This is a genomic window from Streptomyces sp. NBC_00370 (assembly GCF_036084755.1).
Classification (GTDB): Bacteria; Actinomycetota; Actinomycetes; order Streptomycetales; family Streptomycetaceae; genus Streptomyces.
In genome coordinates this window covers 1,492,224-1,510,354 of the sequence record NZ_CP107968.1, presented here as the reverse complement: position 1 = coordinate 1,510,354, position 18,131 = coordinate 1,492,224, and the positions used below count along the sequence as shown (strand labels likewise).

The 18,131-nt window shown below is 69.1% G+C and carries 13 protein-coding genes and 1 pseudogene; 9 read left to right on the top strand and 5 right to left on the bottom strand.

Annotated features, from left to right (window positions below):
• Positions 1 to 60 precede the first annotated feature (60 nt).
• Both OHS57_RS06270 and OHS57_RS06265 read left to right on the top strand, forming a co-directional pair.
• Positions 61 to 711 (top strand): TetR/AcrR family transcriptional regulator, encoded by a 651-nt coding sequence (locus OHS57_RS06270; RefSeq protein ID WP_241778658.1) that lies wholly within the window; start codon positions 61 to 63, stop codon positions 709 to 711.
• A 129-nt stretch (positions 712 to 840) separates the two neighbouring features.
• The gene (locus OHS57_RS06265; protein WP_328581307.1) at positions 841 to 3,453 is read left to right on the top strand and encodes a PA14 domain-containing protein; all 2,613 of its coding nucleotides are present in this window, start codon (positions 841 to 843) and stop codon (positions 3,451 to 3,453) included.
• A gap of 543 nt (positions 3,454 to 3,996) precedes the next feature.
• On the opposite strand, the gene OHS57_RS06260 is transcribed toward OHS57_RS06265, so the two are convergent.
• Complete coding sequence (locus OHS57_RS06260) at positions 3,997 to 4,809, bottom strand: M15 family metallopeptidase (protein ID WP_443042844.1); 813 nt, start codon at positions 4,807 to 4,809, stop codon at positions 3,997 to 3,999.
• 49 nt (positions 4,810 to 4,858) lie between these two features.
• On the bottom strand, positions 4,859 to 5,425 hold the full coding sequence (locus OHS57_RS06255) for an SMI1/KNR4 family protein (protein WP_328581306.1): 567 nt from the start codon (positions 5,423 to 5,425) through the stop codon (positions 4,859 to 4,861).
• Between OHS57_RS06255 and OHS57_RS06250 the strand changes: the two are divergent.
• Both OHS57_RS06250 and OHS57_RS06245 read left to right on the top strand, forming a co-directional pair.
• Positions 5,424 to 5,843 (top strand): annotated as a pseudogene (locus OHS57_RS06250) (glycoside hydrolase family 97 C-terminal domain-containing protein); the annotation flags it as partial. The gene OHS57_RS06255 and the pseudogene OHS57_RS06250 sit on opposite strands and share 2 nt — an antisense overlap.
• A 584-nt stretch (positions 5,844 to 6,427) precedes the next feature.
• Complete coding sequence (locus OHS57_RS06245) at positions 6,428 to 8,113, top strand: MDR family MFS transporter (protein ID WP_328581305.1); 1,686 nt, start codon at positions 6,428 to 6,430, stop codon at positions 8,111 to 8,113.
• A gap of 58 nt (positions 8,114 to 8,171) precedes the next feature.
• Here the strand turns inward: OHS57_RS06245 and OHS57_RS06240 are convergent, their stop codons facing one another.
• Positions 8,172 to 9,671 carry a sensor histidine kinase gene (locus OHS57_RS06240; protein ID WP_328581304.1) on the bottom strand — a complete coding sequence of 500 codons (1,500 nt, stop codon included), beginning with the start codon at positions 9,669 to 9,671 and terminating at the stop codon, positions 8,172 to 8,174.
• A gap of 17 nt (positions 9,672 to 9,688) precedes the next feature.
• Positions 9,689 to 10,438, bottom strand: a complete 750-nt coding sequence (locus OHS57_RS06235) for a response regulator transcription factor (RefSeq protein ID WP_328581303.1) — start codon at positions 10,436 to 10,438, stop codon at positions 9,689 to 9,691.
• 227 nt (positions 10,439 to 10,665) lie between these two features.
• Here OHS57_RS06235 and OHS57_RS06230 point away from each other — a divergent pair, with 227 nt between their 5' ends.
• From OHS57_RS06230 to OHS57_RS06220, 3 genes are all read left to right on the top strand, one after another.
• Positions 10,666 to 11,583 (top strand): ABC transporter ATP-binding protein, encoded by a 918-nt coding sequence (locus OHS57_RS06230; protein ID WP_328581302.1) that lies wholly within the window; start codon positions 10,666 to 10,668, stop codon positions 11,581 to 11,583.
• On the top strand, positions 11,580 to 12,425 hold the full coding sequence (locus tag OHS57_RS06225; protein WP_328581301.1) for an ABC transporter permease subunit: 846 nt from the start codon (positions 11,580 to 11,582) through the stop codon (positions 12,423 to 12,425). Before OHS57_RS06230 ends, OHS57_RS06225 begins: the two co-directional genes overlap by 4 nt.
• A 133-nt stretch (positions 12,426 to 12,558) precedes the next feature.
• Positions 12,559 to 13,416, top strand: coding sequence for a hypothetical protein (locus tag OHS57_RS06220; RefSeq protein WP_328581300.1), 858 nt, complete (start codon positions 12,559 to 12,561; stop codon positions 13,414 to 13,416).
• A 59-nt stretch (positions 13,417 to 13,475) separates the two neighbouring features.
• Here OHS57_RS06220 and OHS57_RS06215 read toward each other — a convergent pair whose 3' ends face one another.
• Complete coding sequence (locus tag OHS57_RS06215; protein ID WP_328581299.1) at positions 13,476 to 16,214, bottom strand: AAA family ATPase; 2,739 nt, start codon at positions 16,212 to 16,214, stop codon at positions 13,476 to 13,478.
• A gap of 679 nt (positions 16,215 to 16,893) precedes the next feature.
• Between OHS57_RS06215 and OHS57_RS06210 the strand changes: the two genes are divergently transcribed.
• On the top strand, positions 16,894 to 17,661 hold the full coding sequence (locus OHS57_RS06210) for a thioesterase II family protein (protein ID WP_328581298.1): 768 nt from the start codon (positions 16,894 to 16,896) through the stop codon (positions 17,659 to 17,661).
• A 120-nt stretch (positions 17,662 to 17,781) separates the two neighbouring features.
• Positions 17,782 to 18,051 carry a DUF5988 family protein gene (locus OHS57_RS37760; RefSeq protein WP_443042843.1) on the top strand — a complete coding sequence of 90 codons (270 nt, stop codon included), beginning with the start codon at positions 17,782 to 17,784 and terminating at the stop codon, positions 18,049 to 18,051.
• Positions 18,052 to 18,131: the final 80 nt, after the last annotated feature.

Sequence of the window (18,131 nt, the reverse complement as noted above, 5' to 3'; positions counted from 1 at the left end):
GCGACGTTGCGGCCTCGCGTTGTGAGCCCCGCCGAGGCCCCCGCCGATACGATGCGTGACATGACCGACGAGCCGAACCGCGCAGCGCCCTACCGGCAGCCCCGGCAGGCGCGCAGCGCCGCGACGCTGGCTCGCGTCCTGCGGGCGGCCGAGGACATCGCCTCCTCGTCCGGCCTGGAGGAGATGACGATGACCGGCGTCGCGGAGCGCGCCGGCGTCGCCGTCGGCTCGATCTACCGCCGCTTCGAGGGCAAGGAGCAGTTGATCGCCGCCCTCACCGAGCGGATGCTGGAGCGGCGCGAGGAGTACGTGGCGGAGCGGTTGCGCACGGCCGAGCCGTCACTTGCCGGCGTCATGGACGCCTACGCCCACGCGCTGTTGCAGTCCTTCGCCGACCACAGCACCCTCTTCCCCGAACTGCTGCGGACGCGGGGAGCCGGCGCGCTGGACCGCGGTGCCCGCACGATCAGCGAGATCCACCGTCTCCTGCTCGAAGCGGCGGCTCCTCACACCCACGAGATCCGGCGCCCGGACCCGGCGGCAGCCCTGGACACCGTGGCCCGCGCCGTCCTCGGCGCCTGCTTCCACAACTCCGTACGCCCCGATCCCGTCACCGGCGAGGTGGCCCGGCGTCAGTACGCCGACGAGCTCAGCGACATGGCGCTCGCCTACCTGCTCACCCCCGGCCGTCGCCGCACCGCGCACAGCTGAACCGGCGGCAATGCCCGCGCACGACTCTGGACAGCCCGGCCGGTGGCATGTTGTCATGCAACGGCCACTGTTTCCAACGTTGTAGTGACTGTAAGTAATCGAGTGCCGTATCTCAGTCAAGGAGAATTCGTGCGCACCAAACGACTCAGAGGCAAACTGGCCATGCTTCTGGCCGCCGGGCTCGGCCTCGCCGTCCTGACCGTGCCGCCGTCGGCCGGGGCAGCCGGAGCCGCCGAGGACCCCGCAGGAGCACACGGCCTCAAGGGCGAGTACTTCACCCAGTCCGCCCCGGGCGCCTTCGACTTCGGTGAGCTGAAGGCCACCGGCTTCGACCCGAACATCGACTTCAACAGCCTCGACTCGCGGCTGCAGACCGCCACCGGCCAGGCCGACGACGCCAGTGTGCGCTGGACGGGCGAGGTCGTGCCCGAGGAGACCGGTGCGACGACCTTCTCCGTCATCGGCGACAACGGCTTCCGGCTCTGGGTCGACGGCAAGCTGACCATCGACCACTGGGTCGACGACTGGGAGAAGGAACAGACCTCCCAGCCCGTCGAGTTGACGGCCGGTAAGGCCTACGACATCAAGGTCGAGTACTTCGAGCACACCGGCGGCTCCAACCTCCATCTGCGCTGGACCGAACCCGGCCAGGAGAAGGAAGCCATCCCCTCCTCCGCGTTCCGCCTCCCCGCCGACTGGGACTACGACGGGGCCATCTCGACCACCGTCCTCAAGGACGGCCGCAGCCTCAGACTCGACTTCGCACAGCCCCTCGCGGCGCTCCCGAGCGGCCTCGCCGACCACCTCCAGGCCGTCATCGGCGGCGCGAAATGGCCGCTCGGCACGGTCAAGGCCGACCCCGCCGACCCGCGCTCCCTCGTCGTCGGACTCAAGGAACCGGTCGTCGGCAAGAAGGGCGGCGGCGCCAGTGGCCAGGCCGACCTCACGTACGACGGCAACGGCGGCCTGACCGGCTCGGACGGCGCCGCCGTCGGACAGTTCTGGAGCAGCGGGCCGAACAACTCGGAGTACGAGCTGCGCACCAAATGGGCCGACGAGGTGGGCCCGAAGAACGCCCATCCCGAGTACCCGCGGCCCCAACTCACCCGCGACGACTGGCAGAACCTCAACGGCCAGTGGCAGTTCGCCGCCGCACAGCCGGGCGACAAGCCCCCGGTCGGCAAGCAGCTCGCCGAGAAGATCCTCGTGCCGTACCCGGTCGAGTCCCAGCTCTCCGGCATCGAACGCCACGAGGACCGGATGTGGTACCGCCGCACCTTCACCGTTCCCAAGGACTGGAAGGTCGGCAAGAGCAAGCATCTCCAGCTCAACTTCGGAGCTGTCGACTGGCAGGCCGACGTGTACGTCAACGGCAAGGCGGTCGCCCAGCACAAGGGCGGCTACGACAAGTTCAGCGCCGACATCACCGGCGCGCTGAAGCCCGGCCGTACCCAGGAGCTGATCGTCGGCGTCTACGACCCGACCGACGCGGCGGACGGCGAGAACCCGCCGGTCGGGAAGCAGCGCCTCGACCCCAGCGGCATCTGGTACACCCCGTCGTCCGGTATCTGGCAGACGGTGTGGATGGAGCCGGTGGCCGCCACCCACGCCGCCGACCTCAAGATCACCCCGGACGTCACGGCGGGCCGGGCCACCGTCGAGGTCAAGGGCGTACCGGACGGTGTCCCGGTCACGGCGACGGCCTACGACGGCAAGCGGAAGATCGCGACCGCCGCGGGACGCACCGGCGCACCGGTCAGCCTGAAGATCAACAAGGCGCATCTGTGGTCCCCGGACGACCCGTTCCTCTACCAGCTCAAGGTGCGCGTCGGGCAGGACCAGGTGGGCAGTTACTTCGGGATGCGCTCCATCGCCGTCGAAAACGTGAACGGCACGCCGCGTACCGTACTCAACGGCAAGCCCGTCTTCATGATGGCCACGCTCGACCAGGGCTTCTGGCCGGACGGCCTGCACACCGCGCCGACCGACGAGGCGCTGGCCTACGACCTGAAGACGCACAAGCAGATGGGCTTCAACTCGGTCCGCAAGCACATCAAGGTGGAACCCGACCGCTGGTTCTACTGGGCGGACAAGCTGGGCCTGCTGGTCTGGCAGGACATGCCGGCGATGAGCGCGGAGCCGGACACGGCCGCGCGCGCCGAGTACGAGCGTGAGCTGAAGACCATGATCGACCAGCACAGCAGCCACCCCTCGGTGGTCATGTGGGTCACCTTCAACGAGGGCTGGGGCCAGTACGACGTGGGCCGCATAGCCGAACAGGCCAAGGCCTGGGACCCGACGCGGCTGGTCAACAACATGTCGGGGCTCAATCTGGGGGCGGACGGCGGGACCGGCGACATCATGGACGAGCACGGTTATCCGAGTCCCGCCCTGCCGCCCAACCCCGACGGCAAGCGCGCCCTGGTCAGCGGCGAGTACGGCGGACTCGGACTCGCGGTGCCCGGACACGCCTGGGCGGTGCAGCAGTCGTACGTGGACGTCGATCCGGCGGCCTACACGGACGACTACCTGGCGCGGCTCGCCGAGGTCCACCAGTTGGCGTGCCAGGGCAGCAACGGCGCTGTGTACACGCAGATATCGGACGTCGAGGGTGAACTCAACGGCCTGATGACGTACGACCGCAAGGTCGTCAAGCCCGATGTGAAACGGCTGAAGGCGGCGCAGGACGCGCTGATCCGCGACGCTTCACAGGCGACCGTGGCCGGCTGCTCGGGCAGCTGACCCGTCAGGCGCACCGGCCCCCTCCCCGGTCAGAACCACGGGGAGGGGGCCGGTGCGGTGCCGGGGGCAGGTGCTCATGCCCAGCCGGGGCGCCGGGCCGGTCAGCAGGTGTCGTCTCCGGAGGTGACACACCGGCGGGCTTCGAGCCGGCCCGCGTAGCGGTCCGCGCGGTTCCGGGCCCGGTTCATGTCCCCCGACTCCCTTTTGGCCGCACGCCCGTTGGGCCCCGAGCAGCAGGTCTCACCGAACCAGGAGTACACCCACCGGCAGTGTGTGTCCGGCTCCTCCCGCGTCGGGTTCGGCGGCAGGTCGCACGAGCCGTGACGGTGGTCATGAGCCGGACGAGGACGGTGCTCGGCGCAGCGCACCCACAACGGTTTGGTCTTGTCCGTACGGGACATCTCGTTCCTTCCGGAACCCGCCGCCCGTGCCCCCGGAACCTCCGGGCGGGCGGCTAGGTCGACCACGTCATGGGGCACGCTCCTTCGTCTGTCTGTGGCGCTCCGTTCCAGGGTGCCACGGGGCAGCTCGCGGGGACCGGCATTAATTGCTCAGCGAGTCCCGGGACACCGGGAAGTCGAAGTAGTCCGAGGGGAAAGTTTCCGGCGAATAGGTGAAATGCCACCATTCCTCGGCGAGATTGACGAATCCGAGGGATTCCAGGGCGTTCTTCAGCTGCAGCCGGTTGGCCCGTTGCGTGCCGACGATACGGGGATCAAGCGTGTGGGCCAGGGTGTCGAAGCAGTCGTATCCCGTCCCCATGTCGATGGAGTTGTCCGGGAATCTCTTCTTGGCCGGCGCGTAACAGGGGGCAAGGGGCTCGCCCGGCACGTACGGGCGGGTGGTGGCCGCGGGCAGCTTCACCAGGGTGAGGTCCACCGTACTTCCCCGGCTGTGACCGGACTTGGCCGCGATGTACCCGTCGGTGAAGAGGTCCGTCTTCTCCACCCGTGGATAGAACTCGCCCTTCATCAGCTCGTCGTCCAGATCCTCGGCCCAGGTCACGAAGCTGTCGACGGCGCGCTGCGGCCGGTAGCAGTCGTACACCTTGAGGGTGTAGCCCTGCGCGAGGAACGTCCGCTCCGCCTTCGCCAGCGCCTGGGCCGCCGGGGCGGTGAGGATGCACAGCGGCTCTTCGTAACCGTTGATCCTGCTGCCCGTGAAGTTGTGCGGGGTGTTGTACCGGATCTCCTGCAGAATGGACGGTGCCACGTCGTGCAGGGCGACGAATTCGGGCGGGGCGGTATCTCCGGTAGCGGCCTGGGCCGTTACGGGTGCGCTCACCGCCGTGGTGAACACGGCCGAGAGGATGGCTAATACGGTCGTGAGGCGCCGGAAGGCGCGGTTGGTGATCACGGCTCAACACTGAACATCATGCGGTGACAGAAGACAACGCGATCCCTTGTCATATCTGGTCCTTGCTCTCGTGGAACAGTTCCGCGAAGCTCGGATACTCCTCGACCGTCCCGTACTTGGGCGTGAACTCGTAGGCGGTCCACTCACCGTCCGGCTGGGTCTCGGTGGGATCGAGCAGCCACAGATCCTCGCCGGCGGCGACCAGCAGGGCGCGCCGGAACAAGTCGGCGAGGCTGATGGTGTCGTCCTCGGGGTCTTCCCCTTCGGCGTAGAGATGAATGAAGCTGTCACCCGGCCCGGTGTTCCGCATCCAGTCGATCTCGGCGCACGGGCTGATCCGGTCGATCCATCCGCCGATCCCCTGCCAGCCGTCGGTGACCGTCAGGAACGCCCGCAGGCTGGGCGGGAATTGGATGCCCAGACGCTGCTCCTGGGCCGCTATGGTCTGCTCACCCGCAGGCTCGGCGCCGAGCCAGTGGCTCTCGATCTGCTCGGCCGTCAGGGACGAGTACTCCTCGTCCTCGTTGGCCTCCACGTACTCCTTGCCGTACTCGGCCAGGTAGCCGCGCCATTCCTCGACGGTTCGCGGCGCGCCTTCGAGTGGCAGGTCTGTCATGTCAACACTCCTGTTCGGCAGGGAAGTTCCGTGCGTCATTCTGGACCATGGACGGGAGCAGCCGCGCGGAACCAGCGTTGTCATGCCCCTTACAGACAGCCCTGAAGTGCGTGTGAAATCGTGTTCGATGGACTTCACCCCGATGGACCTCCAGACCGGCAAGATCCCGGTGTCCGACGCCGCGGAGCCGGCGCTCTCGGTGGTCTACGAGTCCGGCTTCCAGAACTTCGCCGGCTCGCTCGACGAGTACCGCAAGCGCCCGGAGCTGGAGAGGTTCCTCGCGGACGTGCCCACGGCCTGGGACGAGACGCGGCTGGTGTCCGGCGACCCGGGCAAGGAGACCACCATCGCCCGCCGCGACGGCGACCGGTGGTTCCTGGGCAGTGTCACCGCGGGCGACGCCCGCACCGAAGAGGTGCCGCTCACGTTCCTGGGGGACGGCACGTACACCGTCGACGTGGTCAGGGACGGGCCCGGACGGGCTGGTGCGGGAGAGCCACGAGGTGACGGCCCAGGACACCCTGACGGTGGACATCCCGGCCGACGGCGGCTTCGCGGCCGTCGCCCACAAGGCCTGAGATCTCCCGGACCGCCGCGGCGGCGGCGGCCAGGACCACGGGCGAGCCACGGCCCTCTTCGTCGCCGTGATGCCGCCGCAATAGGGGGGTTTAAGGGGTTACTCCACGCTGACCGCGCGTGTCAGCCTACGGGCGGTACGGCCGGGCGCCCGCAAGGCGCCTCGCCGGCCGCTGAGCCGCACCGTCCGCCTGGACCCCCGTTCCGAGCGGACGGTGCGCTGTCCACGAGACCCCGCCGTTCCCCGGCCCCGCCGCCTGCCTGTGACACCCGTCGTGGCACACCGGTGACAAACGTCGTGGGCGCGGCAGGGGCCCCGCGGGCAGGCTGAGAGCAAGCTCGCCGCGGTAGCGCGCGGCGGGTGCGGGAGGGCCGGTACTGCCGGTCGACGGAGCAGCCGGGCAGCACGCTTGAAGGGGAAGAACCATGTCGGAGACGGGAACCGTGGAGTTGGGGAAGGGGCCGTCCGGTACGGGCGGCGCAGACGACGTCGTACTCGCGCGCTTCTTCTGGCTCGGCATCGGCGGGCTGATGCTCGGCATGTTCCTCGCCATGCTCGACAGCCTGATCATCGCCACCTCGCTGCCCACGATCGTCGGTGACCTGGGCGGCCTCGACCATCTCTCCTGGGTGGTCACCGCCTACCTGCTGGCGACGGCCGCGACCACGGCGATCTGGGGAAAGCTCGGCGACCTCTACGGCCGCAAGCGCGTCTTCCTGCTGTCGATCGTGCTCTTCCTCGCGGGCTCCGTCCTGTCTGGACTGGCCCAGGACATGGGCCAGCTCATCGGCTTCCGCGCGCTGCAAGGACTCGGCGGCGGCGGACTGATGGTCGGCGCGCAGGCGATCATCGGTGAACTGGTGCCGCCGCGCAAGAGCGGCAGGATCCAGGCCATGATGGCCGTCATGATGCCGACCGCCTTCGTGGGCGGCCCGCTCGTCGGCGGCTTCCTCACCGACAACTTCGGCTGGCGCTGGGTGTTCTACGTCAACATCCCGATCGGCGCCCTGGCGCTGCTGGCCACCGGCCTGTTCATCCACACCGCGGCGCCGACCGTCCGCGCGAAGATCGACTACCTGGGCACCGGACTCCTGACGGCCGGCATCGTCGCCCTCACCCTGCTGACGAGCTGGGCCGGCTCGGAGTACGGCTGGGCCTCGGCGCAGATCATCGGTCTCGCCGTCGTCTCCGTGGCCGCCCTGATCGCCTTCGGCTACGTCCAACGGCGGGTGGCGGAACCGCTCATGCCGCCGCGCATGTTCCGCGACCGCAACTTCATCATCGCCCAGGCGCTGTCGTTCTTCGGCGGCGCGGCCATGTTCACCGCGACCAACTTCCTTCCCCAGTACACCCAGTACGCCCGCGGCGTCTCGTCGACCACCGGCGGTCTGCTGCTCATCCCGATGATGCTGGGCATGGTCGACATGATGGTCGTCGCCGCCATCCTGGTCACCAAGACCGGCAAGTACCGGATCTACCCGATCCTCGGCGGTGCGCTGGTCACCGTCGGCATGCTGCTCCTGCTGGTGCTCGACGCAGGCACCAACACCCTCGTCGGCTCGCTGCTCACCGCGGTGATCGGCCTCGGTGTGGGCTGTCTCGTCCAGAACACCGTGGTGATCACCATGAACAGTGTGGAGATCCGGGACATGGGGGCGGGCACCGGCGCGAACACCCTCGCCCGTCTCATCGGCGGCTCGCTCGGCGTGGCGCTGCTGGGTTCCCTGTTCAGCAACCGCCTGGAGGACACCCTCGCCGACCGGCTCGGACCCGGCGGTACGGGCAAGGGCGGCGGCGCGTCCGGGGACCTGACGCCGGAGCTGCTGCGCAAGCTGCCGCAGACGGTCCAGGACGCCTTCGGCGACGCGGTGACCAACGGGCTGCATGTCGTCGCGATCGGCGGCGCCGTGGTGGGAGTCCTGACCTTCGCTGTGGCGTGGTTCATCCGCGAGGTGCCGCTGCGCGACACCAACGAGACGTCGGCGAAGGACGCCGGTGGCCCGGACGCCGCTCCGGACACGGACACACGTACGGATACGGATACGGACACGGTCACGGATGCCGACGCGCGTGCCGGCTCGGCGCCGGACACCGACTCGGCCCGCGCCTAGGGCGGGAGGAGCGCGGCGTCAGGCCCCCTGGTGCACCTCGCCCGGGGGTCCTGCCGTGTCAGGGCCCTTCCTCGGCGAACGGCAGCCGGATCCGGAAGGTCGCTCCCTCCCCGGGCGTACTGCGCAGGGTCAGGCAACCCCCGTGCGCCGACACGAGCGAGTGGGCGATGGCGAGTCCGAGGCCCGCTCCCGACGTCGTACGCGCCTCGGACCTGTTGCGCGCACCGTCGGCCCGGTAGAACCGCCGGAAGATACGCTTCGCGTGCTCGTCGGTGATGCCGGGCCCCCGGTCGGCGACCTCCAGGACGCTCGCCGTCCCACCTGCCCCCGTGACGCTGCCGACGCCGATCCTGACCGGCGAGCCCGGCGGCGTGTGGGCGACGGCGTTCCCCACGAGGTTGGTCACGACCTGTCGTAGCCGCGCCTCGTCCCCCAGCACCGGCGCCGGGCCCACGGACGTCCCGTCAGGGCCGGTGAGCGTCACCTCGCGCGCCGGATCCAGCGCGCGCAGGTCGAGCAGGGCGTCCACGGCGACCGCCCGCAGATCCATCGGAGCGCTGCGCAGGACCGGGGTCCCGGCGACCGCGTGCTCGTCCAACTGCGCCAGCAGCAGGAGGTCTTCCGCGAGACGTGTCAGGCGCGCGGCCTCACGCTCGATGCGGTCCATGGTGCGGTCCACGTCGGCCCGCTCCGGCAGCGCGCCCATCCGGTACAGCTCGGCGTACCCGCTGATGCCGGCGAGCGGTGTCCGCAGCTCGTGGCCGGCGTCGGCGACGAATCTGCGCATCCTGGCCTCCGAGTCGATACGGGCGAGTGCGGCGGACTCGATGCGCTCCAGCATGCCGTTGAGCGCCGTGCTCAATCTGCCGACCTCGGTCTTCTCCGACGCGGACCCGGGGACCCGGCGGGACAGATCGCCGCCGACGATGGCCGCGGCGGTCTCCTCGATCCTGTGCAGGGGGCGCAGACCCGCGCGGATCGCGACCAGTGCCACGAGAGCCAGGGCGATCAGCAAGGCGCTGCCGAGGGCGACGCTGTTGCCCCGTACGTCCTCGACGGTCGCGTTCACATTGTCCAGCGATCCGGCGAGCACCATGTCCCCGCCCTCGGCCGTGGGCAGGACGAGCACCCGCCAGTCACCGTCGCCGGCGGTGCCGTCGGTGGTTCCGCCGGTGGTGAACGGCTTCAGGCGCCGCTCCCGCAGAGCGGTCGCGTCGAGCTTCGGGAGCCGGGGCGTCGCGGTGGCTCCGGTCGGCGCTTGCGTCCCGCCGATACGTTCGGTGCGGCCGTCGGGCAGCACCCGCGCCGGATAGAGGTCGCCGAGGAGATCGGCGCCCGGCTCCGCCGCGCCATCCGTGGTGAGCGCGAGGGTCGCCGCGAGCGACGGTGGGAGTTGGGCCATGAGCAGGCCCGTGGTGCGCAGTTGACCGTCCGCTCGCTTCATCAGCGCGGGCTTCAGCGAGTTCAGCAGCAGAATGTTGCTGAGCAGCAGTCCCACGGCGAGCAGCGCCGTCGTGATGAGCAGGAGCCGGGTCCTCAGCGAGAGCCCTGCTGTCACGCGCCCGCGCGGCAGGCTCATGACCGGGGACTGCGCAGGACGTAGCCGATGCCGCGCACCGTGTGGATCAGTTTGGGTTCGACACACTCCACCTTGCGGCGCAGATAGCTGATGTACGACTCCACGATGCTCGGGTCGCCGTCGAAGTCGTAGTGCCAGACGTCCTCGAGGATCCGCGCCTTGGACAGGGTGCGGTCGGCGTGCTCCATCAGGTAGCGGAGCAGTTTGAACTCGGTGGGGGACAGGTCGACCGGTGCGCCGGCCCGGGTGACCCGGTGGGTCGCGGGGTCCAGCGTGAGGTCCGCGACAGTCAGTACGCCCCCGGCGGGCCCGCCACGGGTCCTGCGCAGGATGGACCTGATTCTGGCGATCAGCTCCTCCAGCCGGAACGGCTTGGTGACGTAGTCGTCCGCGCCGATCCCGAGCCCGTTGACGGTGTCCTCCGGGTCGTCGCGGGCCGTCAGGAAGACGACCGGCACCTGCTCGGCCGCCCGGCTGTCGGCGGCCCCGCGCAGCCTGCGCACCACGTCGAAGCCGTCGAGGCCCGGGAGCATCACGTCGAGCACGACCAGGTCCGGCCGTTCGGCGGCCACCGCGCTCAGCGCCTCTTCGCCGGTCGCCACCGAGACGACCCGGAAGCCCACGAAGCGCAGCGAAGCGGCGAGCAGTTCGCGGAGCGTGGGCTCGTCCTCGACGACCAGCAGAACCCCCTCGCCGTCGCCTTCGCGCGGCACGGGTCCCCGCCCGGCCGATGTCACCGCTGCCATACGTTCCCCCCGTGGTACGGATCGGCCTGCCTCCGACCATATGCCCCGCCGACCGGCGGGTTGACGGTTTGTCACCGACTCCCAGGAACCACTCAGGAAGCTCGCAGGAGCCGTACACCTGGGGCGGGCAGGATGTACGACATGAACTCTTCACCCACGCGTCAGGCCACCGCGGAGGCCGCCTACGGCGCCGCCGGAACCGGGCGTCCGGCCCGGGGGGCCCTCCGGTGATCGAAGCGCGAGGTCTCACGAAGCGCTACGGGAACAGGCTGGCCGTCGACGGGCTCTCCTTCCGCATCGGCAAGGGACTGGTCACCGGTTTCCTCGGCCCCAACGGTGCGGGCAAGACCACGACGATGCGGCTCATCCTCGGTCTGGACGCGCCCACTTCCGGCACGGTGACGGTCGCAGGCCTGCCCTTCGCCCGGCTTCCCTCGCCGATGCGCACGGTGGGCGCCCTGCTCGAAGCGAAGGCGGTGCACCCGCAGCGCAGCGCCCGTGACCATCTGCTGTGCCAGGCGCTGAGCAACGGGATCCCGCGGCGGCGTGTCGACGAGGTACTGGCGCTCGTCGGTCTGGAGAAGGCGGGCCGACGCAAGGCGGGCCGGTTCTCCCTCGGCATGGGCCAGCGGCTCGGCATCGCCACCGCCCTGCTGGGTGACCCGGACGTCCTGATCTTCGACGAACCCGTCAACGGCCTCGACCCGGAAGGCGTCCTGTGGATGCGGCATCTCATGCGGGAGCTGGCGGCCGAGGGGCGCACCGTCCTCGTCTCCAGTCACCTCATGAGTGAAATGGCCCTGACCGCCGACCACTTGCTCATCATCGGGCGGGGCAGGCTGATTGCCGACGTCGCCATGGAGGAGTTCATCGAGGAACAGTCCCGGCAGACGGTCTTCGTGCGCACCGCGCGTGCGGACGACTTCGGCCGGCGGCTGACGGACGCGGGGGCCACGGTCCGGCCGGACGGCACCGGGGCGCTCGTCGTCTCGGGTCTGGACAGCGCCGTCATCGGCGAGCTGGCCGCCGCCGACGCCGTACCCCTCGTCGAACTGACCCCGCAGAAGACCTCGTTGGAAGAGGCATTCATGGCGCTCACCCACAGCAGTGTCGAGTACACGGCCCGCGAGGGGGACCTGGGATGACCACGATCACGGAGAACGGGTCGCAGAGCCGTCCGCCGCGCGAACGTCCCGCACCGGGGCGGCAGATGACGGTGGGACAACTGCTGCTGTCCGAGTGGGCCAAGCTGTTCACCGTCCGCTCCACCACGTTCACCCTGCTGCTGGCGCTCGTGCTCGGTGTCGGCTTCGGCCTGCTCTTCACGGCGGCCGGGGCGCGCGACTACCTGGACGCCTCCGCCGCCGTACAGCGGGACTTCGACCCGGTGGCGACCAGCACCGGCAGCTACATCTTCGCCCAACTCGCCCTCGGCTCCGTGGGCGTCAGTGTGTTCGCTTCCGAGTACGCGACGGGAACCATCCGCACCAGCCTGACCTCGGTGCCCAGGCGCGGCCGGCTGCTGGCGGCGAAGACGGTGGCCTTCACGGCTGTGGCTGTCGTGGCCGGGCAGGTGATCGCGTTCCTCACGTTCTTCGCCGGCCAGGCCGTCCTGTCGGCCCGTCAGGTGCCGTACGTCTCCCTCGGCGACTCGGACGTGCCCCGTGCCGTGATCGGCTGCGGCCTCTACCTCGCCGCTGTCGGCGTGCTCGGCCTGGCCTTCGGCGCTCTCGTACGCTCGACGACGATCGGCCTTGTCCTGGTCACCGGAGCGACCCTCGTCGTGCCTGCGGTGACCAGCGCCCTGCCCGAGGTGTGGCGGGACAGAACGCAGAAGTGGTGGCCCCCCAGCGCCGCGGAACACGTGATGGAGATCAACCCCTCGGGCGGCTCACTCGGTCCCGGGGCCGGCCTCGGACTGCTGGTGCTGTCCGTCGTGGTGCTCCTGGTCGCCGCCTTCGGTGTCTTCCGCACACGCGACGCCTGACCGCCTTCGCGAGCCGCCCCGCATCGTACGCAATAGGGGGGAGCTAGGGGTTACCGGCCGGAGAACAGGACCGTAATCTCACAATCGAGGCGTCAGGAGCCGATTGTCATACCGTACGCGGAAGGACACTCCCATGGCGAATGGTCCCGAGCGGTGGGAAGAAATCAGGTCCACCCGTTCCGGCGAGCTGGTACTCGCGATCGGATGGCCGTCGGCCGAGCAGGGCGGCCCGCACTTCGCCGATCTCATTCCCTTGTTGGGCAGCCGATATCCGGTGTGGCGCATCGCCGGGCAGAGCGGGCCTACGGACTGGGACACCAGCATCGAGAAATACGCCGGGCCCTGGGTCCAGGAAATACGCGACAGTGTGTCGACGGTTCGCGCGGTTCTCGCGCACGGACTGGGCGGCATTCTCGCGGCGGTCATTTCGGAGATGGTCGGCCAGTGGCAGGGGTACTTCCCCGAAGTACTGCTCATCGATCCGGAACTCGTCGACACCGACCTCGTGTACGACGAATTCCTGTCCCTGCTCCCCGACGTCCCGGCCACAGCCGCCGGTTCGGCCGACGCGGCCGACGCGGTCGGCGCCGAGGTGAAGCGGCTCCGCGAAAGGGGCGCCGAGCTGACGGCGGCCTCCGGCGGTGACGCCGCGGCGCTCGCCGCGGACCTGTACGCGTTGCTGCGGGACGCGGGCGCCCGGATCCGGACACCGGAACCCGGCGTACCGGCGGCCGAAAACGCACTGGCACGGGCCGAGTCGCGACTGTCGGAACTGGCCATCGCCGACCGCGCCGACGTCATCCGGCTGTGGGACAGGGGAACCGCCCTGTGCTCGTCCAGCAGGGAACGAGGCCTCAGCCGTACCCGCGCCGCACTGCTGCTGCCCGAAGCGGCGCTGGTCGGGCGGGAGATCACCTTCGACATCGATCACGAGGGCATTCTCAAGGACGCCGCGGTCGCCCGTACCGTCTACGAACTGATCGGCGCCTAGGTCCTGTCCGGCAGGACAGGACCCGGACGCCGATCAGTTCGCGATGCCTCACCCGCGCGTCATCGCGCGCTGGCCTCCAGCGAGTTGAGTTCGAGGATCGCCGGAAGGTCCTGACGGCGGCTGATGTTCAGCTTGCGGTAGACCCGTGTGAGGTGCTGTTCCACCGTGCTCACCGTGATGTGGAGCATCCCCGAGATCTCGCGGTTGGTGTACTTGAGCGCGGCGAGCGCCGCGACCCGCTGCTCCGAATCGCTGAGCGCGATCCCCAGGTCAGGCCCCCTGACATCCAGCGGAGCCGCCGCCAGGGTGCGCGGGGCGGAGGCCGACAGGGTGCCGCGCAGGATCCGCTCGTGCAGCGCGGCGGCCTTGCAGTCGGCGGCCAGCGCGAGCGCCTCCTGCCCCATCATGGTCGACAGCGGATCGCCGAGCGTGACCAGCGTCTCGCTCAAATCCGCCATCGCCCTGGCCAGTTGGACGCGGTCCCCGGACTTGCGCAGCTCGGTGATCGCCTGCTGGAGCAGCGGGGGACGCTTCTTGGGCTCGCTGGTTGCCGCGCGAAGACGCAGCGACGTGCCACGCACCCAGGGGTTGCGGGCGTCGACCATGGACAACTGACGGAGCACCAGCCGCTCGGCACGTTGCGGCTGCCCCATCTCGAACAGCACCTCAGCCGCCTCCGAACGCCAGGGAAGCATCATCGGACGGTCGATGCCCCACTGCTTCACCAGCCGGCCCGCCTCGTACAAGTCGCTTAACGCGGCCTGGAACTGGCGGGTGGCCAAGTAGTAGCGGGCCCGAGCACGTGCGTACGCGAGACCGTGCACCGACTGGTGCAGAGAGTCCGGTACCGGCTGGTCGACCAGGGCCGCCGCCTCCACGTACTTGCCCATCTCGGTCCGTGCGCGCAGCAGCGTGGCGATCACCGAGTACGCGAAATTGCTCCCCCGCGGATCGGGCAACCGCCCCAAGGCGTCCAACGCGTACTCCTCGGCGCCTTCCAGGTCCCCGAGCCGCAGCAGCCCCTGCGCCTTCATCCCCAGGAACAGCGCCTGCCAGCCCGGAGCGGACCGACGCGGTGACTGATCGAGGAACACCTGGGACCAGTGCACGCTCAAGGACGGCTGCTCCGAACAGGTCAGACCGATGAGCGCCTGCACGATCGGCGGAATCGTCGCCGTGCTCAGCGTCGTCGCCCGGAGGAACCGTTCGATGTCCGTGGTGTTGGCGTCCAGCGACACGTACGAGTGTGCCTCGACCAGTTCGGAGAGCTGGGCCGAGTTGTCGGACTGCTCGGACTGCTCGGACTGCGACGTGACCGGCGACGCCGGTGCCGGCTCGGCGGCCGCGCCCCACGCGGACGACGCGCGACCGGCGACGGGCACGGCGGCCGACAGCCGTTCCCGCATCTCGGCGGCGTCCGCGATCCGGCCCTGGGCCGTGAGCAGATGAAGCAGGGGCAGGATCTGCGTGGCCGACACCGGAGCCGTCCGTACCGCCTCCGTCGCCTCCCAGAGGTAGCGCTCGGACAGACCCGGGTCGAGGCGCCACGCGATCGTCGACAGCCGGAGCTTGATCGTCACCCGCTTCCGCGTGTCGGCGCACGTGTCGTGCGCCAGCTCCAGCAGCGCGGTCGCACGGCAGACGTCGTCGGCCTTCACCGCGGCTTCCGCCGCCGCGCGCAACACGCCCTCCGCCCACTGCGGAGCGTCCCGCAGCGGCCCGTAGGAGTGCGAGTCGAGGAGATGCTGGGCCACCACGTCCGCCTCGGTCCCGCGCTCGTACAGAAGCTCGGCCGCGCACCGGTGCATCGTGGCGAGGGTGCCGGGCGCCAGATGATCCACGACGGTCGTCATGACGACCGGATGGCGCAGCCCCTGGCCGTGCAGCAGCCCCGAGGCCTCCAGCGCCGACATGCCCTGCGTCGCCTCGGTCGAGGTGATGCCCGCCATCTGCGCGACCAGGCCGGGTGTGGTGAGCCGGCCGAGCACGATGGTCGCGGCGGCCAGCTTCAGGATGTTCTGCCCGCAGCTCTGCAGGCAGGTGACCACGGCCCTGGCGAACGCGCCGCCCGGGCGGGGCCGTACGCCTGCCCCTTCAGGCGCCGCCGTGGGCTGCAGCTGGGTGTGCTCCGATGCCAGGGCGCGCAGCAGCAGCGGATTGCCGCCACTGAGCCGGTACAGGTCCTCTGTGAGCTGGTCCCGGTCGGCGAGACCCGGGAACCGCGAGGCCGCGGTGCCCATCTGATCAAGCGTCAGCGGCCGTAGCTGGATCCGTACCAGCCCCGGGCGGCGCATCAGTTCGGTGGTGAACTCGGCGTCGAGCGGACTGTAGTTCTGCGTCTGCGTCGCCACCAGCAGGATCCCGCTCGACCGGCTGTGCCGCGCCATGTACTGCAGGAACCGCTGCGAGGCCGCGTCCACGTACTGCAGGTCGTCGACGCAACAGACGACGGGCCTGCTCTCCGCGATGCCGCACATCTTCATGTGCAGCTCCCGCATGGCCTCGACCTTTAGGGCGTCGGAGTCCTGGTCCGGCAGTTCCGGCAGCTCCGGCCGTTCGGGTGCGGGCAATCTGTCGAGAAGCTGTCTGAGGACACCCAGCGGTACGCCACGCTCGGTGGCCGAGCCGGCGGCGAAGAGCACCATCGCGCCCTGGGCCGTGACCCGGTCCGCGAACGTCTCGACGAGCTCACTCTTGCCGCAGCCGGCCGCCCCCTCGACGAGCACGATCCGGCCCCTGGCCGATCGGCAGTCCGCCAGCGCGGACCCAAGTGCGTTGAGTTCGGACTCCTGGTTCATGATTTGCACGACTTCCCCCGTAATGTGCGGTGTCCATGTGCAAGTCCACGAGACCCCATTCTCGTGGCCCGAAAGATGCTCCTGAGCTATCAAGCGGCTGAGCCGCTGATGCGCAGACGAGCCAGTTTCGAATGCTCGGACGCTGGCGAGTCTAGGCACGCTCAAGTCTGGATTGAGTGGCAACAAGCTGCATGGCAGGAAGTTGCAGTTCGTTATTCCGTTTCACATGAATGAGTCAAGAGTCATTCAAGATTTTTGGCGAACTGTGGTTCTGTGGTACTGCTGACGTCCACCTGTACGTCGACGTGGCTGTGTCGGCCGTCACGTACAAGCGGTGCGGAGCAGGCTCGGGAGCGGGATAGGGGCCCCTAGGGGAGCCCTCGAAAGACTCTTTAGGGGTGGGTTCCCGGTAGCCATGAACCGGCCCCGGGTGTCGAATGAAGTCCGGACGGCGGCACGCTCCGAGTTTATTTTCGCCATAGTGCCTTCGATGTCGAACGGCGTATCACCGGACCGATGAATCGTCACGAGCGAAAAAGAATTCGTCCGTCGCTGAATTGCCCGGATCGCAGGTCCGGTGGATCGACAAGCGGGTCCCGGCGGACGACACGACGTGACCGTATCCGACGTAGCCGGACCAGCCCTCCGCGCACCCGAAACGAAGGAACGTCGAGTCGACATGACAGGAACGACCACAGGCAACGGCGCATGGGTGCGGCGCTTCCACACCGCGTCCGCTCCCGGCCCCCGTCTCGTCTGCTTCCCGCACGCGGGCGGAGCCGCCTCGTTCTTCTTCCCCGTATCGAAGCAACTCTCCCCGGCACTCGACGTCCTGGCGATCCAGTACCCGGGCCGACAGGACCGCCGGCGCGAACCCTGCGTGGAGGACATCGCCACTCTCGCCGACCGGCTCACCGCGGAGCTGCTCCCACTCACGGACCAGCCTCTCGCATTCTTCGGCCACAGCATGGGCGCCGTGGTCGCCTTCGAGGTCACCAGGAGGCTGGAGAAGGCCGGGACTTCGCCGATCGTCCTCTTCGCTTCCGGCAGGCGCGCACCGTCGTCCCTGCGGCAGGAGTCCGTGCATCGCGCCGGCGACCGCGCCATGATCGCGGAACTCCAGCGACTGGACGGAACCGACGCACGGATGCTGGACGACCCCGAACTCCTCCGGATGATCCTGCCCACGCTGCGCAGTGACTACAAGGCGGTGGAGACCTACCGCTGCGAACCGCCGGAAGCCACCGTCAGCTGTCCTGTCGTGACGCTGATCGGTGACACCGACCCGCATGTGACGCGCGAGGAATGCCTGCGCTGGAAAACACACACCAGCGGCCAGTTCGACATGCACGTCTTCAACGGTGGCCACTTCTACCTGAACGCCCATGCCGCATCGGTCATGGAGATCATCGTCGAGCGGATCGGGGAGATCTCCCCGGTGAAATAGCCCCCTGAAGCCCCCCTGAAGGTCCTTGGTGGATCAGGGGTGCCGATAGGGGGAGCCGGGTCAGGGGTACCACCGCACCGGATTCCACGGAAGAATACAGACGAGCAGAGAGGCGAGTCCATGGGGGACACGTTGAGCACGGACTCTTCCGGATCGATCAGGGGACTCGTAAGGCTCGAAGGAGGACCCGCACAAATCTGCGGAACGGTCAATCTGCGGGATTTGGGGCACGCTCTCATTTCCCAGGAGAAGATCAAGATTCGTCACCTCGACGGATACGAACACTATGAACCCGTCGTGACGGCCGGCGCTCTCGGTGAATCCGAGGCATCCGGGGAATCCGCGCTTTCGGTCTTCCGCTGGTCCGGACGCACAAAGATCGCGGAGTGAATTCAACCGTCGAGTAGTACTTTTCGGCGATCGCCACAGCGAATCGACGCTGTGGCGATCACCGTAGTTTGCCCTGCGCC

Bases quoted from the DNA above. Each gene is read 5' to 3' on its own strand.
- OHS57_RS06270 (WP_241778658.1), top strand. From the start codon at position 61: ATGACCGACGAGCCGAACCGCGCAGCGCCCTACCGGCAGCCCCGGCAG.
- OHS57_RS06255 (WP_328581306.1), bottom strand. From the start codon at position 5,425: ATGACAGACCTGCCACTCGAAGGCGCGCCGCGAACCGTCGAGGAATGG.
- OHS57_RS06245 (WP_328581305.1), top strand. From the start codon at position 6,428: ATGTCGGAGACGGGAACCGTGGAGTTGGGGAAGGGGCCGTCCGGTACG.
- OHS57_RS06235 (WP_328581303.1), bottom strand. From the start codon at position 10,438: ATGGCAGCGGTGACATCGGCCGGGCGGGGACCCGTGCCGCGCGAAGGC.
- OHS57_RS06225 (WP_328581301.1), top strand. From the start codon at position 11,580: ATGACCACGATCACGGAGAACGGGTCGCAGAGCCGTCCGCCGCGCGAA.
- OHS57_RS06220 (WP_328581300.1), top strand. From the start codon at position 12,559: ATGGCGAATGGTCCCGAGCGGTGGGAAGAAATCAGGTCCACCCGTTCC.
- OHS57_RS06215 (WP_328581299.1), bottom strand. From the start codon at position 16,214: ATGAACCAGGAGTCCGAACTCAACGCACTTGGGTCCGCGCTGGCGGAC.
- OHS57_RS06210 (WP_328581298.1), top strand. From the start codon at position 16,894: ATGACAGGAACGACCACAGGCAACGGCGCATGGGTGCGGCGCTTCCAC.
- OHS57_RS37760 (WP_443042843.1), top strand. From the start codon at position 17,782: ATGGGGGACACGTTGAGCACGGACTCTTCCGGATCGATCAGGGGACTC.